Origin of the sequence: Streptosporangium sp. NPDC002544 (assembly GCF_040295965.1) — a bacterium.
Lineage (GTDB): Bacteria > Actinomycetota > Actinomycetes > Streptosporangiales > Streptosporangiaceae > Streptosporangium.
The window spans coordinates 1-13,926 of the sequence record NZ_JBEOWJ010000055.1 but is presented as its reverse complement, the minus strand read 5'-3'; the positions used below and the strand labels follow the sequence as shown (position 1 = coordinate 13,926).

The following is a 13,926-nucleotide window of genomic DNA, read 5'->3' as shown; positions in this document are numbered from 1 at the left end:
CTCGTTCGTACGGCGCCTGCCCACACCGCTCACGGCCGACCTCGACCACCCGGACTATAACCCCGATCCGGGATTCCCACCACGACGAAGCCGCTACACGTGCCCGACCAGCTGCGGTCCTTCCACGCCCTGGCGCGTGTCGGAGGGTGAGGGCAGCCGCAACCGTTTGAGGGCGACGTCGGTGCCGGCGCCGATGGCGATGCCCAGGTCGGCCTGGGCCAGCGCGGGGGCGTCGTTGACGCCGTCACCGACCATGATCGCCGTGGAAGTGGCGAGACCGAGCGCGTCGTGGCAGGTGATGACCACGACGGTGATGGCGAACAGGATCGCGACGCCGAACGGCTCATCAGCGAGGAAGAACCAGGCGACGAAGGTGATCGCGCCGCCGACCACCCGCGTCAACAACCCTGCGGGTCAATACAGCTAGCCGCTGCCCGGGGGCCTTGGAGTTCTGGCCTGCTGGACGAGCTTGACGATCTGCGCCAGGGCGGTGTCCGCGCCCACCCTGGTGGCGCGCACCCGTAGCGTGCCGTTGCGGTTGATGGTCGCGCCGATGACCGTGGAGCCCTGCTGCTTGTGCACCGGCAGGCTCTCGCCGGTGACCATGGACTCGTCCACCTCGCTCTCACCGTCCTCGACCACCCCGTCGACCGGGATCTTCGCCCCGGGACGGACCAGCAGCAGGTCTCCTTCGAGAACCTCGGCGGTGGGCACCTCGACCGGTTCGCCGTCGCGGATGACCACCGCTCTGGGAGGGGCCAGGTCGAGCAGGGCGCGGACGGCGTCGTTGGCGCCGCCGCGGGCGTGCATCTCGAAGTCGTGTGCCGAGGAGTGTGAAAAGCACACCAAGCACAGCCACTGCGCCATCTGTGCTCAGGCATGCCGTGCGTGTGAGCAGGCCTGCCGCGAGCTGCTCGCCACGCTGGGCTGAGCGAACACACCGGAAACGCGTCATCGAGGACGCGCCTCATACCATCTCACTTCAGTAGACCGATATGTGGGGGTGGTCGTAGTGGTTGGCCGTGATGCCACCGCGATCGGACATCATCGCCCAGGCTCCGCTACGGACATGCCAGATCCGCTGGCGGAAGATGATGTACATGATGCCCAGGCGCCGGGCGTTCTTGATCGCCCACGTGGCGATCTCGTCGCCCCGCCTGGTCTCGGCCGCCGACGGCAGGGCTCCTCCACGGCTGAGCATGAAGTCGCAGGCGCGGCCCAGCGGGTGCTCACCGCCACCCTGGACGCCACCGTCGACCCGGTAGCACCCGATCCCGAACTGCGGGCCGAACCGTTGTGCGATCAGCTGCCGGACCAACCGCATCCGAGGCGTGATGTTGTCGGGCCCCGACGGCAACTGGGGAACCCACGTCCCGTCGGCGCTTCTGGCCCCCGGGGTCGGATAGAGCAGGTCGATTCGGTCCTTGATCCTGTCGATCAGCTTCTCGGCCCGGTCCTTTTGGACGTCGAGCTCCTTGAGCGACTCGCGTAGTTCCGTGGCACGTTTCTCCGCCGACGTCTGCGCTCGGCGGTGAGCGTCGCGAGCCTTCATGAACTTCTGCAGCTTGGCGTCCTGCTCGCTCATGAGCTGCTGGGTGAGCGCCAGGCCATTCAGCATGGCGGTGGGATCGACGTCGCTCACCAGTGCGGAGGCCGCCCCGATCCCGCCGGTGCGGTACTGCTCGGCGGCCAGAAGACGGATCTCTCCCGCGGCCCGCTCGAAGTCCTGCTGCGCCCGCCGCAGGTTGCCGCGGGCCACCTTCTCCACCTTCTCCACCTTCTGCAGCTCGACCCGTCCCGTGTAGTACTCGGAGATCATGGTCTCTGACCGCTTCTGCAGCTCCGCCAGCTCCTTACGGAGTTCCTTGGCGGTGGGCTTGGGCTCGGTATGGCCTGCCGAGGCCACGCCCACACACATGACCACAGCGACGAACATCGAGACCAGAGCTCGAAATATGCTAGGACGCCGAATCCCACGGGACGCAGCCGTCACGCTTCTCCTCTCCCCGAAGTAGGGGGCCGCCTGTCGTGTGACGCCCCGTACTGAACTCCCTCCGATGGAGGCTAGTAGGTGATCCTGCACCAGCAGGACCATCGCGCCAAATCCGGCATGCAGTGCCCTGTACGAGGGCTTTCTTCGGCAGGTTCCCCTCCTTTCGGGCATTTCTTCTACTATGCTCAATCGTTACCGGCCGGTGATCTGTCTTCGAGGAAGGTGACCGGCCGGACGCCGAATCCTCACGGCCTCAGGCTGCGGGAACCGGGAACCCAAGTTCCAGTGGGGTGAATCCGCGACGCGCACCGCGGTAGGGCGGCTCCTGGCCCGACCCCGTCAGCTAACCCGGTAGGCGGTCGAGGAGAGGGGCGAACCGCCAACCGATGGATCCAATCGCTGAAGATCTGCTCGACGTGGTACGACCGGAACTCGGCTACCGGGAGAAGGACGACCAGTACACCAAGTTCGGCGCGTGGTACGCGGCCAACATCGATCCGGCCCCCCAGTTCAAGACCGCCCCCTGGTGCGACATGTTCATCGCCTGGGCAGCCAACCGGGCGGGAGTCGAGAACTTCGTCGGCGAGTACGCGTACACCCCGGCCCACGCGGTCTGGTTCAAGAGGCAGGGGGCCTGGTCCGACAGGCCCGAACCGGGCGCCCTGGTGTTCTACGACTGGTCGGGTTCAAAGGACACAGACGGGATCGACCACGTCGGCCTCGTGGAGAAGGTCGAGGGCGGCAAGATCCACACGATCGAGGCCAACGTCGACAAGGTGTGGTTGAAGCGGAAGGTCCGCGACGAGAGCAAGGTCGTCGGGTACGGGCTTCCACGGAAGGTCAAATCGAGCACCGTCCCGGTGAGCAGGTTTCCAGCCGCGATGCCGACCCCGGACAAGGTGTTGTAGAACCCGTAGTAGATGCCGATCATGCGTTCCCCGCCGAGCGCGGCGATGGTCGCCATTTCGAACGGGTAGATCATCATGGTGGCCAGGCTGAGGAGGCAGGTCGTGATGAGCGCCGACGCCAATGCCACGGCATACGCGAGCCAGGAGGCAGCATTCAGATGCTGGGGAGCCAGTGAGGTGCTGAGCGCCGGCGGTACGAACGATGCGCCCATCAGCCACAGCCCCCGGGTCATCGCCTGCCCCGATGTCCATCGCGCCTTGGCCCACGCGGCGATGCGAACCTGTCCGATGGCCGAGCAGTGCGAAGAGGGCGAGGATCCACCGCCGTCCGGGCTCGGGCCCGGACGGCGGCGTCGGCGGTCAGCGGGGTGGGACCTGGCCGCCACTAATTACTATAGTTAGTAGTAGATGTTTGTGCAGTGATTCATCAGCCTTCGATCTGACGGCCGGGCGGCTGTTCTACCCTGCGAGCCTTGACCATGCGATTCCTTCGCAGTGTCCCTATCGTTCACTTCCTGGTCACGATGTCCAGACCACTGCGTCATGCCGGCCGCTTATGCCCAGGTCGGGCAGGATCGCGAGCTCACGTCGTGTGTCTCGTGGCTGTTCGCTCCCACGGGGAGCTTCCTGCCCCATGTTCGCGCCGACTGTTCTACGATTATAGGTCGTAGGAAGATTGGAAAGGTCGGACCGCAAGCGCGAGGGGGGCGGACGATGGACGGCTCAGCCCGCCGGTCCACGTTGCTGGTGCTGTGCCGCTTTCTTCTGATCGCTCTGATTCTGGGCGTCGCCGGGATGCACACCCTGGGGCACCTGGACCACCGGCGGGGGCATGACGGCACGCCTGCCGCCTTCGGACACGCCTTTACCGCTGATCATGGAGTGCCGAAAGCACGCACCGTGCTCCGTCCCACCCTGATGCCCCAGGCCGGGCAACTGGTCTCAGAGCGTGATGACACTCCTCCGGCCCTTGATCCGAGCTCCGTCTGCCTGGCCGTACTCACCTCGTTTCTCCTTCTCCTCATCGGTATGGCGCCCCTGTGGACGCGGCAGATCTCGCAGGCCCGATCGGCCGACGCCTCTCCGACGCTGCTCGTCGCCCGCCCGCCCCCGCGGAGGACGGCCCTACGCCTGGCGCGTCTCTCGGTTCTGCGCGTATAGGCCGATCGCCTCCGCGGACGGCATCAAAGATCCGCCCGCAGACGATCGGCACGCAGATACGACTGACCGGAAAGAGATAGTAGAGATGTTCACCAACCGATCCGCCTTTCGCAGGCTCGCACTGACCGCCACGGCGGGAGTCGGCGCTCTCGCGCTGCTCACCGCCTGCGGAGGCGGTGACGACGCGATGACCGGCCACACCGGCATGACCAGCAGTGCCCCCGCTCCCGCCACTACCGCAAGCCAGGAGCCGGAAGCCTCCTTCAACGAAGTCGACGTCACCTTCGCGCAGATGATGATCCCGCATCACGAGCAGGCCGTGGAGATGGCCAAACTGGCCGAGACCCGGGCCTCCGACCCGGAGGTGAAGGAACTGGCGGCGAAGATCAAGGCCGCGCAGGGGCCGGAGATCGCCACCATGACCGACTGGTTGTCCACCTGGAAGGCTCCCGCCCCGGAGGGCCACGGCGGGCATGTCATGCCCGGCATGATGACCGAGGAGGACATGGTCAAGCTCCAAAAGGCAAAGGGCGCCCAGTTCGACCGGATGTTCGCCGAGCTGATGATCGCCCATCACAAGGGGGCGATCATAATGGCCAAGACCGAGCAGAGCGACGGGGCCGATCCCAAGGCCAAAGAGCTCGCCAGGACCATCGAGACCGCCCAGCAGGCTGAGATCAAGCAGATGCAGGAGCTTCTCGACCGACTGTAGGCCATGAGTCGGTCGGCGGTGTCCAGATATGATCTACATCTGGACACCGCAGGCTTTCAGCATCGTGGTTCATTCGCCGCGTTTGCCAGAAGTAGTGCTCAAAGGGATTCCTTTGCCTGTCCCGCCGCGCTGTGGACAGGCACGGTCGAGCCGGAACCAGCCGGCCGGCTTTCACCTCTGCCTGACTTCTGTCGAGGAAATCAACTATGTCAAGTAGTGGTAGGGATCCCTTTATAGTGAACAATCGAGCTTAATGCGCTTTTGATCTACTATCATCTATAGTAACGAAGCTTAGTTGCGGCTAGTCGCTTCGGTCCGTGCTAAGCGGGTGGGAGTCGAGCCCTCGCCTGCGGACGACGTGCGTGGGGTCACCGGGCATATGTCGGCAACCGTGGGGGTGCCTGTGGAAACGGTGGGCATGCACGGCTCTCACCCAGACGTGTTCGACGAGGACGGGCTTGAAGTGAATGAGGCATGGGTCAATGGTGTACGTATCGCCTACGACTTGATTGGTGAAGGCGAGCCGGTGGTGTTGCTCGGAGGGACGGGCATGCCCATCTTCTGGTGGGACGCGGGGAATGTGCGATCCGCACTGGTCAGCGCCGGGTATCAGGTCCTGGCGTTCGCGGCTCGCGGCGTGGCTCCATCGGAGGCGCCGGCTCCGCCGTACAACGTCGACGACCTCGCCGCCGACGCAGGAGCGCTGTGTGAACACCTGGGACTCCGGGATTGCAGGTTCGTCGGGGTGTCTCTCGGCGGCTTCACAGTCGAAGTACTGGCCAGAGCGCGCCCCGACCTCGTGCGGGCCGGCGTCTTCATCGGGAGTGCGGGACCGACGACGGAATTCACGCGCATGCTCACCCGAGCGCAACGGGATCTGTTCGCCGCCGTCGGCACGTTGCCGGACAGCTCCCTCCTGGTGGAGACATTGCGCACAGCCGTTCCCTCGCATGTGCTGCAGGACGACGCCCCCCAGGTCACCGAATGGATCGAGTTGCTTGCACTTCCGACCTGGAGGCACAGGGACGGCCTGCACGGCCAACTCGCCGCAGTCTGGGATTGGTTCGATGAAGATCAGCGGATGGCTCTGCTGGCCAGGATCGCTGCGCCCTGCCTAGTGATCGCCTTCGAGCATGATCTCTACTTTCCGCCTCGCGGGGGACGACAAGCCACGGATGTCCTGCCAAACGGAGAATTCCTTGAGATCTTCCAGGCCGGTCATGCTGGGATCATCACTCATGCCGACATGTGCACAAAGGCCATGCTCGACTTCTTCGGACGCTTTTGATCTAGCGATCTGGTCGAAGGCCCTTGTAAAACCACCCCCTCCCGGTAGCTACGCGCGACTCACAGAAGCGCCGTGATCGGATGGGCGCCGATGGTTTCCTCGCTCTCGACCGGCTGAATGTGGGCGCACCGTCATCCGGCAGATAAAGCGCAAGTTCATCCGCTACACCGGTTGGGATCCCAAACGCCCCCACCCCGTCCAGCAGGCAAAGCCCCCAAAGCCACTGTGAAGATCGTATCTGCCTGCGCTCCCGGGGCCGACCCTTAAGTCAACGGCATTGCAAGAACCGGCGCCTGGGCGTGGATTACCCCCAGGCGCCCGCAGAAGTGGACCTCACGCTGTCGTGAGTGTCAGACGCTGTTCCGGAGCGACGAGGCCGGGCCGGAGGATCGAAGATCGGGCCGGCAGGAGCGCAGCGCCCGCATCCGGCGACGGAGAGCCTCGGCGAGCAGAATCACGGATCCAACGGCCAGGATGGGTTGCACGGGAGCGAAATAGGTGAACGCGCCGCTCACTCCGAGAGCCATCACGACAAGTTTGTTGCAGATAGGACAGCCGACTGCGAATGCCGACAGCAGTCCACCGATGAGGGTCCTCTTCTGCTGACTCGGTGGCGGCTGAACCGGGGCGACGTAGGTAGCGGTGATCAAGCCCGTGAGAATGGCCGTCAGTCCCCATACTGGATAGTTCCACCACAGCACCGGCGTCATCCTGGTGAAGAGCGACGTCTCGACGATTCCTGTGGGAACACCGACGGCCAAAGCGGTGACAACCGCCGCGATGAGTCCGACGAGCCATTGCCGAAAAGTCCACATGTGCAGCTCGATGTCCTTCCTGCCGATCAGCATCAAATTACTACTGTTCGTAGTAGTTTCGCCAGCCGTCGATGTCTGCTCAGGTGAGTGCGGGGCAGGTGGCCAGGAAGACGATCAGGGAGGGCAGGACGAGCACAACCGCAGGACCAGCCAGCAGCCCGCCGACGCCGAGAGCGCCGAGTATTTTCTCGCGCCTGCACAGCGCCGGTGACGCGGGTGACAGCAGCCGCCTGATACGGATCAGGGCGGTCTCGCCGCCCGCTCCCATGGCTGCGATCGGTGTCGACGCCCCGGCCACGGCGATCAGGGCCGCTGCGATGACGGTCCGCGGATGCTCGCGAGCGGCCACATCGTCGGCCAGTAACTCCACATGGCGGGGAACCTCCCTGCTGGCGCGAACAAAGAGAGGTATCCAGGGGAAGGCGCGAACCAGTGCTTGGGCGCAGGCCAGCAGCAGATGATGGCGACCGGCGAGGTGTGCCCGTTCGTGGGCGAGTACCGCTGCCACGTGCTGGCGTCCCAGCGTCGCCAGGGTGCCACTGGTGATCACGATCAGACCGCCACGACCGGGTACGCAGTAGGCGGCGGGTTCGTCGTGCCTGACGACAAGCGCACCCAGCTCGCGATCCTGGCGGCCGACGAGCCGGACGGCACTCCTATGCTGCGCACGGCCGCGCCGGCCGAGAAACAGCACGCTTGCTGTGCAGTACCCGACCCGGACGAAGATCAGACCCGCCGCGAGCAGACCTCCGAGAGCGATCAGGGGCCGTGGTGTCGCCGCCGCGGAATGGCCGGCGAGCAATTCGGAGCATGCTGTCAGTAGAGCCGCCAGCTCGTCTCCGATCGCATGCGAGGGGAAGGCGAGTTCCAGTCCCGTGAGCATGCCGGAGACGATCACCGATCCACAGCCGGCCAGCCAGACGGCGATGGACAGCCGAGGCGCGTGGCCCAGCCGCCGCACCCGGCCGATCAGGAGATGGAGTGTGCAGGCGGCGAGCGTAGTGTAGGCCCCGAGAACGAGGGCGATCATTTTTGGTGACCTGGCTGGTTGATCACCTTGAGGGCGGTTCCGAGCGCGGCCTGCTCGTTGGGGGTCAGGCGTTCGAGGAAGTGAACAAGTGTCACAGCCTGGTTCCCGCCGTGAGCGAACGCGTCCCGCATGATCTGGGCCGTATACGCTTCGTGGGTGAGAGCCGGCTCGTAGAGGTATGCCCGGCCTTCGGGATGGCGACAGAGGAGACCCTTCTTGTAGAGCTTGTCCATCACCGTCATCACTGTGGTGTACGCGATCGTCCGGTCACGTCGTAGGTCTTCAAAGACGTCACGCACCGAGGCGGGCCGCTGGCGCGACCACATGCGATCCATGATCGCAGTCTCCAGATCGCCGAGACCGTGCATGGTCAGGCCTCCCTTGCGAACCGGTTATTCCTATCAATGATAGTAGTAGCTGGCTTCGGCGAAAAGGGATCCATGCGCCGGCGTGGTGCGACGCCTTCGGTCACCGCCTATCACCGTTTGGCTCTACTGGTGACAGGTGCAACGCCACGGCGTCGGCCTTGAACCCGGGCGAGTACACCTTCATCGCCACTGAGAACTCCTCGATTTCCAGATCTCCATGATCCCGGGGCTCAAGGTGTCCATACCTCAGGGGGAATGCCCGACGATAGCGCTGCCACAACCGGCCAGGCGCGATCCACGTGCAAGGGGTCAACCGGCAACACATGCCGCGCCCACCAGCGGGCCTGCTCCGGAGCCGGAGACGGCTCAGTCAGGCCGGGCGCGTAGTCGTCGAACGGAGGGTCGTAGATGTAACCGGTGATGATTCCGTGCCGTCGCAACGCATCGAGGGCGCGGTCTCGGTCATCGACGAGCAGTGGCACCCGAAAGAGCGGTTGGTCGAGATGATTCCGTACGGCTTGCGCAACCGTCTTCAGTTCCGCGAGGCGGCGCACACCGTTCAGTCGCCGCTCCCGCTGGCGGTCCAGCGCCTTCAGCCGGCCCAGCGCGTAGCTCTCGACCAGTTTGCTCTGCCGCATTCGGAACTGATGGTTGTCCGCCCGAATCCAGGGATCCAGAGCGGTCAGCCCCAGGTGTGGCGAAAGCCACTTGGCCAGCCGCGGAGCCAACGCGTTGCGGCGTAAAGCGATTCGATGCCCCTCCCGCTGTTCTTGCAACCCCCATGCCTTCGCCAGCCACCATGCGGGCTGGGCCAGGGCGGTCCCCGAAATCGCGTTGCGAGCGATCATCTTCACCAGACTCGCGATCTCCGTGGCTCTGTACCGCGGTGTGAGCCATCGGTCACGCAGTTCCTTGAGTGCCGGGCGGTCATCCGAGGAGGCCAGGGCGACCATCCCACCTGGTGCCGCTCCCGCGTGCTTGGACAGGCTGAAAACCCCGGCCGTACCGTGGGTCCCCACGGGAATGTTCGCCACGGTCGTCTGCATGGCATGTGCGGCATCCTCGATCAGCGGGATGCCCTGCTCGGCGCAGATCTTCCCTAGCGCGACGACGTCGTCCGGCAAGCCGTACATGTTAGTGGTCAAGACGCCGTCGAAGCGCAAATTTGCGACCGACGCAGCGTCGATGTTGCCGCTGCGCGGACAGATCGGTGCGATGACCGGGCGGAGCCCCGCGGCCAGCACCAGGAAAAGGATTTCGTCGGCCGAGATCGGCGACATCAGCAGGCGCTGGCCGGGCTTCATCCAGTGGCACAGGGCGATGAACAGGCCGAAGCGGTTGGAGGGTACATAGAGGCACGGCCGACCGAGGCGGGCGCCCATTGCCCTTTCGAGACGCTCGAACACGTGATCATCCCATCGCGTCTCTTGCCGACCGGGCAGGGTCCGCACGGGAGGTCTGTCGCAGTGACGTCCGCAGCCTGCCGTAGATCTTGAGCGCGCGGTCGGCGGGGTGGCGCAGGAGCGGATGGGCGAGCACAGTATTGCGGGCTGCGCGAACAGGAGTGCGGATCAGCCAGTGCAGGCCGGCGGACGGAGCCGGACGGGCGAGGCGGCCCTCAGCGACCTGGAACTCCCCGTTCATTAGCTTGTCCTTGTATTCCTTTTCGCCCCGGCCCATGTCGATGACGGAGATCCCCCGCTTGGCCGCCTCCCTGGCCATGGCCAGGTGATGGACAAGCCCCGGCGAGTAACGGGCGAAGGATGTGTCGTAGGCGGGGAACCAGCCGGCGAGGACCGTGTCGCTGCGTAGCCCGAAATGGCCGGCGACCGGCCGGCCGTCGGCGTAGATCATGTCTAACACGCCTCCGAAAGACGGGGTGTCCACGTGGAGCAGTTCCTCCACCAGTTGGACGATCCACGGCTGGGCGAAGCGGTCATTGCGACCGGTCCGGCGATATTGGTCGCCCTTCCAGCGCAACAGCGTGTGCAGGGTGGCCAGGTCGGTGGTGGCGTAGTCATGGGACAGCTCGCCAACGTCGCGGCCGAGCTTGCGCTCTTTATAGAGCGTGCTCTTGTAGGTCTTTGCGGACTTATCACTGATCACCTCCAAGTAGGCCTCATAGCCGTTGCGCAGGTCCATGATCGGGGACGGGTGGCGGCTGGAGTGGTGTGTGGGGAACTGGTCGGCGGCAAGGTGATCAAATTCCCAGACGCTCAGCCCGCATGCCTTGAGCAGGCAGATCACGTCAAGCTCCAGGCCCTTGGCCAAGATCATTCCTTGAGCATCGGTGAGTCCGGCCCCGACCGGTTTACCGATGCCCAGCGCGTGCCGCTCGAAGGGGAAGAAGCCGACGATATCCCCCCCGTCCTCGACGACTGCCACCCGTGCGCAGGCACGCACCCTCCCGATGGCCAGGGTGAACTCCGGGCAGAGGAACGGATTGACGAAGTTGGAGCCTGAATGCAGGAGTGCACGCCATGCGCCCAGTTCGACCGCACCCAGGTCGCCGGGACGAACAACGGTGATTTTCATGGCCCCCTCAACATGTGAGCTATCTACTATCTATAATAGTAGATAGCTCACATGTTTCCAAGAGAAGCCTGGGAGAGCTGCAAACAAGCCTACGACTTTGGTTCGGAGATCAAGTGTTTGACCGTCGGGTTTAGCGCCACTGCGATCTGCTCAGGCGGTGTTCTAGACCATGCCGTTCACGATCGAGGGCCATCCAGCCGGCACGATCAGGGCCGAGCCGGCCGCGCACTGGATCGCCGTCAGCGCCCCCTCGCCCCCTCGCCCCCTCCAGGACGTGACCGATCGGGGCAGCACCGAACTGGTCCGCACTTCGGTGCGCCATTACAACATCGAGGAGGAGCTCGACCGGTTCTGCGACGTGCTTTACAAGAGGACCAGCAGAATACCGGCGTGATGGAGCTGCAGAGCGGAGGAGACGGCACCACCTGTGGCCATCCACGTGCCGCTCAGCAGAACCGGGCCCGTGAGGCGGTTGTGTGAGGGGGTCTTGCCGAGAAGTGCTTCGACACGCTGGACAACGTGCGAGTCGGCCAGCGCGGGATGCGGGCCGGCTGCTGACTGGGGATTGGCCAGCGCCACACGTCCGATGGTGCGCGCCGTCAGGATCCGGTCGCCAACTGCTGCTGCGGCTTCCTCGTCGGCCCAGCGCTCCAGGACGAAGCGGAGCGACCGGTGCGGATACGCCAACGGAGGGAAGATCTTGGAGGCGATAGCGCTGATCGCCAGGTAAATGTGATGCCGATGCTTGAGATGGGCGGATTCGTGACGGAAGACGACCTCCAGCTCTGGTCGGGACAGCAGGCGCAACAGCGCGGTGGAGACCACCAGTCCGCCGTCCCGGCCGGGAACGGTCATCGCGAACGGGCGATCGTCGGTGACCACGCCCGTGCCGAGCGCACGCGCCGCCCGGAGGTCAAGCAGCCATCTCAGGGCCATTCTGCCGATCGAAATCGGGGTCGTCGTCATCATGATGGCCGCCGCCACGGCCAAGGGGACAGGCGCTGGCCCATGCTCCAGTAGCGCCTTGCCGGCGGGCGTTCCTGACAGTGGTTCCCCAGGGAGCAGCCCGGCCAGCGAGACTAGGACGATGAGCGCGAGGGTGCCGAAGGCGGCCATGGCCGTGCTGGCGGAAAGGACGACCAGAAGGCGGCGAGCGTCAGCAGCCGCTGTTCGGTGGCACGTCCGCCATCGGTGTCCCGTTGGCGCCGTCTAACCAGAAGCGGCACGAGGACACCGGTCATCAGACCGCCGAGAAGAAGGTCGTAGAGCGCGAAGGGAATGATGTTGGCGGTGTTGTAGGCATCTCCGAGCAGTTGCGTTCCCACTGCCGCGGCCAGCACGAGCGTCCGGGCGAATCCGGTGACGCGGGAGGCCAAGGTGCCCACGGCCATGACCGATCCGGAACGCAGCAACCCTTGGCCGGCAGGGCGCGCTTCAACCGGAGGGCTGATCGATGCGGCGTGATCTCCAGACCCTGACGGCAATGCCACGCCCTTCCCGATCAGACGACTTGGTGGTCATGGGCCGCAGGCATTCGCATCCCACGGCAGAGGCGCAATACCCCTGGAGCAGGGCCCCACCGCCGGGAAGCTATCACATATGTAGTAGTTCAGTTCTGGTCCACTGAACGCGGCCGAGGAGACCCGGATAAGGCATCAGACCCTGTACGGCGCGGCGAGCTGGTCATGGTGTATGTCGGGTTCGCTGTGCAGTCGTTCGGCCAGCGAGACAACATCGGCCTCTGGATCCGGCATCCTGGCCGGTCCCATAGGGCGGAGGCGAGACACCGCCGTTCGTCCTCGCTCGACATTCGGACGAACCTACGAACATGCCACCCATCGCCGCTTGGGAGGTGGCAGGGATCGCATCCGAGGTCACCCCGTCGCCGCGGGGCGGAAGATCACGGTGAAGCCACGCCCTCCGTCTGTCGACTGCAGGACGGTCCCGTCCTCCATGGCGGCGAGCAGGCGCGTGCCGTCAACCGCGGTGAACGCCGTCGCTTGGCCGGGGACCTTGCCTAGCGCCTGCCAGGTCTTGCCGCCGTCGTCGCTGGCGTGGATCCGGCCGTCGCCGCCGACCCCGACCAGTTCGCCCTTAGCGGGGGAGTCCACGTGGGACAGCAACGGGGCTGCGCTGAGCGTGGTGAAGGCCATGCCGCCGTCATCGCTCACCTGCACGCCACGGGGTGTGGTGGCGTAGACCCGGTCCGGCTCCTCCGCATTGCCTGCCAGGTCTATCACCTCTTCTCTTGCCCCCAGCTTCCAGGTCCGGCCTTCGTCGCCACTACGCCGCACCTGCCCGGTCTGGCTGTCGAAGGCGTAGATGTTCGATCCCGCGGACTGGATCGCGTGGAAGTCGGCGGTGCCCGCCTCCGACACCGAGGTCCAGGTGGCGCCGGCGTCCGTCGTGCGGATCAGCCCCAGGTGCGGGGAAGCCCCGGACGAGGCGTCGGCCTCCCCGGGGTGCCCGCTGGCCAGAAAGGTCTTGGGCCCGACGACGGTGAAACCCATATGGTCCTGGATCCGGTCGGCCACCCGCCGAGCCGTGTCCGTGGACCGGATCTGGAACAGCCCGTAGTGCCCCGCGACGTAGACCGTGCCGTCCGCCGGATCAACACCGAGACCGTGAACGTGCCCGATTCCGGGATCAGCCGAATCGGCGACGCCCGGTGGGGACTCCTCGGTGCACGCCGTACCGGTAAGAATCAGGAGAACCAGGACGACGCCTGCGCGCAGGCGAAGGCACGGATTGATGGAGACCATGCCAATAGCCTACCCTCACCTACTACGTACCATCGTAGATTATTGGCAGCTAGAACAGTGAGATGCCGTGGCAGTGATGGGCCAGGAACGAGCCCACCCCGGGAATCACGGCCACGGCCGCGGGGCCGACGAGGAGGAAGGCGACCGCGGCGAGGCCCGCGACGCGTTCCCGGGCTCCGAGCGGGGCCGCCGGGCTGAGCATGCGCCGGACACGGGTGAGGGCGGTCTCGCCGCCCGCGCCCAGCGTGAACGCGGGTGTCCGTCCCGTGGCGATCCGGACCAGTGCGGCGGCGATGTGGATACGCGGGTGGCGGCGGGCCGCGACGTCGTCGGCGAGGAGCTCGATCAGCCGCG

Annotated in this window: 16 protein-coding genes, 1 pseudogene and 1 riboswitch; of the genes and pseudogenes, 6 read left to right on the top strand and 11 right to left on the bottom strand. The window is 65.4% G+C overall.

Annotated elements, in window-relative coordinates; translation table 11 throughout:
- Positions 1-167: 167 nt before the first annotated feature.
- A pseudogene (locus ABT061_RS48510) lies at positions 168-822 on the bottom strand (HAD-IC family P-type ATPase); the annotation flags it as partial.
- Between ABT061_RS48510 and ABT061_RS45665 the strand changes: the two are divergent.
- Positions 737-931, top strand: a complete 195-nt coding sequence (locus ABT061_RS45665; RefSeq protein ID WP_502991628.1) for a four-helix bundle copper-binding protein — start codon at positions 737-739, stop codon at positions 929-931. The pseudogene ABT061_RS48510 and the gene ABT061_RS45665 overlap by 86 nt on opposite strands.
- Before the next feature lie 51 nt (positions 932-982).
- Here the strand turns inward: ABT061_RS45665 and ABT061_RS45660 are convergent, their stop codons facing one another.
- Positions 983-1,936: a coiled-coil domain-containing protein gene (locus ABT061_RS45660; protein ID WP_350929959.1), complete on the bottom strand. Its 954-nt coding sequence runs from the start codon at positions 1,934-1,936 to the stop codon at positions 983-985.
- Between the two features lie 282 nt (positions 1,937-2,218).
- A riboswitch (cyclic di-AMP (ydaO/yuaA leader) is annotated at positions 2,219-2,367 on the top strand.
- Between the two features lie 12 nt (positions 2,368-2,379).
- Here ABT061_RS45660 and ABT061_RS45655 point away from each other — a divergent pair.
- From ABT061_RS45655 to ABT061_RS45640, 4 genes are all read left to right on the top strand, one after another.
- The gene (locus ABT061_RS45655) at positions 2,380-2,901 is read left to right on the top strand and encodes a CHAP domain-containing protein (protein ID WP_350929958.1); all 522 of its coding nucleotides are present in this window, start codon (positions 2,380-2,382) and stop codon (positions 2,899-2,901) included.
- 714 nt (positions 2,902-3,615) lie between these two features.
- Positions 3,616-4,062, top strand: coding sequence for a hypothetical protein (locus ABT061_RS45650; protein WP_350929957.1), 447 nt, complete (start codon positions 3,616-3,618; stop codon positions 4,060-4,062).
- Between the two features lie 85 nt (positions 4,063-4,147).
- The gene (locus tag ABT061_RS45645; RefSeq protein WP_350929956.1) at positions 4,148-4,774 is read left to right on the top strand and encodes a DUF305 domain-containing protein; all 627 of its coding nucleotides are present in this window, start codon (positions 4,148-4,150) and stop codon (positions 4,772-4,774) included.
- Between the two features lie 439 nt (positions 4,775-5,213).
- Positions 5,214-6,062: an alpha/beta fold hydrolase gene (locus ABT061_RS45640; RefSeq protein ID WP_350929955.1), complete on the top strand. Its 849-nt coding sequence runs from the start codon at positions 5,214-5,216 to the stop codon at positions 6,060-6,062.
- Positions 6,063-6,412: 350 nt separating this feature from the next.
- Here ABT061_RS45640 and ABT061_RS45635 read toward each other — a convergent pair whose 3' ends face one another.
- The 5 genes from ABT061_RS45635 to ABT061_RS45615 form a co-directional block, all read right to left on the bottom strand.
- A complete protein-coding gene (locus ABT061_RS45635; RefSeq protein ID WP_350929954.1) occupies positions 6,413-6,910 on the bottom strand; it encodes a hypothetical protein in 498 nt (165 codons plus the stop codon).
- A gap of 46 nt (positions 6,911-6,956) precedes the next feature.
- Complete coding sequence (locus ABT061_RS45630; protein WP_350929953.1) at positions 6,957-7,907, bottom strand: M56 family metallopeptidase; 951 nt, start codon at positions 7,905-7,907, stop codon at positions 6,957-6,959.
- Complete coding sequence (locus tag ABT061_RS45625) at positions 7,904-8,275, bottom strand: BlaI/MecI/CopY family transcriptional regulator (RefSeq protein ID WP_350929952.1); 372 nt, start codon at positions 8,273-8,275, stop codon at positions 7,904-7,906. The genes ABT061_RS45630 and ABT061_RS45625 overlap by 4 nt, the downstream gene beginning before the upstream one ends.
- Positions 8,276-8,505: 230 nt before the next feature.
- Complete coding sequence (locus ABT061_RS45620; RefSeq protein WP_350929951.1) at positions 8,506-9,681, bottom strand: DegT/DnrJ/EryC1/StrS family aminotransferase; 1,176 nt, start codon at positions 9,679-9,681, stop codon at positions 8,506-8,508.
- Between the two features lie 4 nt (positions 9,682-9,685).
- Positions 9,686-10,810, bottom strand: a complete 1,125-nt coding sequence (locus ABT061_RS45615) for a GNAT family N-acetyltransferase (protein ID WP_350929950.1) — start codon at positions 10,808-10,810, stop codon at positions 9,686-9,688.
- Between the two features lie 169 nt (positions 10,811-10,979).
- Here ABT061_RS45615 and ABT061_RS45610 point away from each other — a divergent pair, with 169 nt between their 5' ends.
- Positions 10,980-11,204: a hypothetical protein gene (locus ABT061_RS45610; protein ID WP_350929949.1), complete on the top strand. Its 225-nt coding sequence runs from the start codon at positions 10,980-10,982 to the stop codon at positions 11,202-11,204.
- On the opposite strand, the gene ABT061_RS45605 is transcribed toward ABT061_RS45610, so the two are convergent.
- From ABT061_RS45605 to ABT061_RS45590, 4 genes are all read right to left on the bottom strand, one after another.
- Positions 11,174-11,779: a M56 family metallopeptidase gene (locus ABT061_RS45605; protein WP_350929948.1), complete on the bottom strand. Its 606-nt coding sequence runs from the start codon at positions 11,777-11,779 to the stop codon at positions 11,174-11,176. The genes ABT061_RS45610 and ABT061_RS45605 overlap by 31 nt on opposite strands.
- Before the next feature lie 110 nt (positions 11,780-11,889).
- Positions 11,890-12,201: a lipid II flippase MurJ gene (locus ABT061_RS45600; protein WP_502991627.1), complete on the bottom strand. Its 312-nt coding sequence runs from the start codon at positions 12,199-12,201 to the stop codon at positions 11,890-11,892.
- A 483-nt stretch (positions 12,202-12,684) separates the two neighbouring features.
- On the bottom strand, positions 12,685-13,572 hold the full coding sequence (locus ABT061_RS45595; protein ID WP_350929947.1) for a F510_1955 family glycosylhydrolase: 888 nt from the start codon (positions 13,570-13,572) through the stop codon (positions 12,685-12,687).
- Positions 13,573-13,621: 49 nt separating this feature from the next.
- On the bottom strand, positions 13,622-13,926 hold a 305-nt coding region (locus ABT061_RS45590; RefSeq protein ID WP_350929946.1), incomplete at its 5' end, for a M48 family metalloprotease.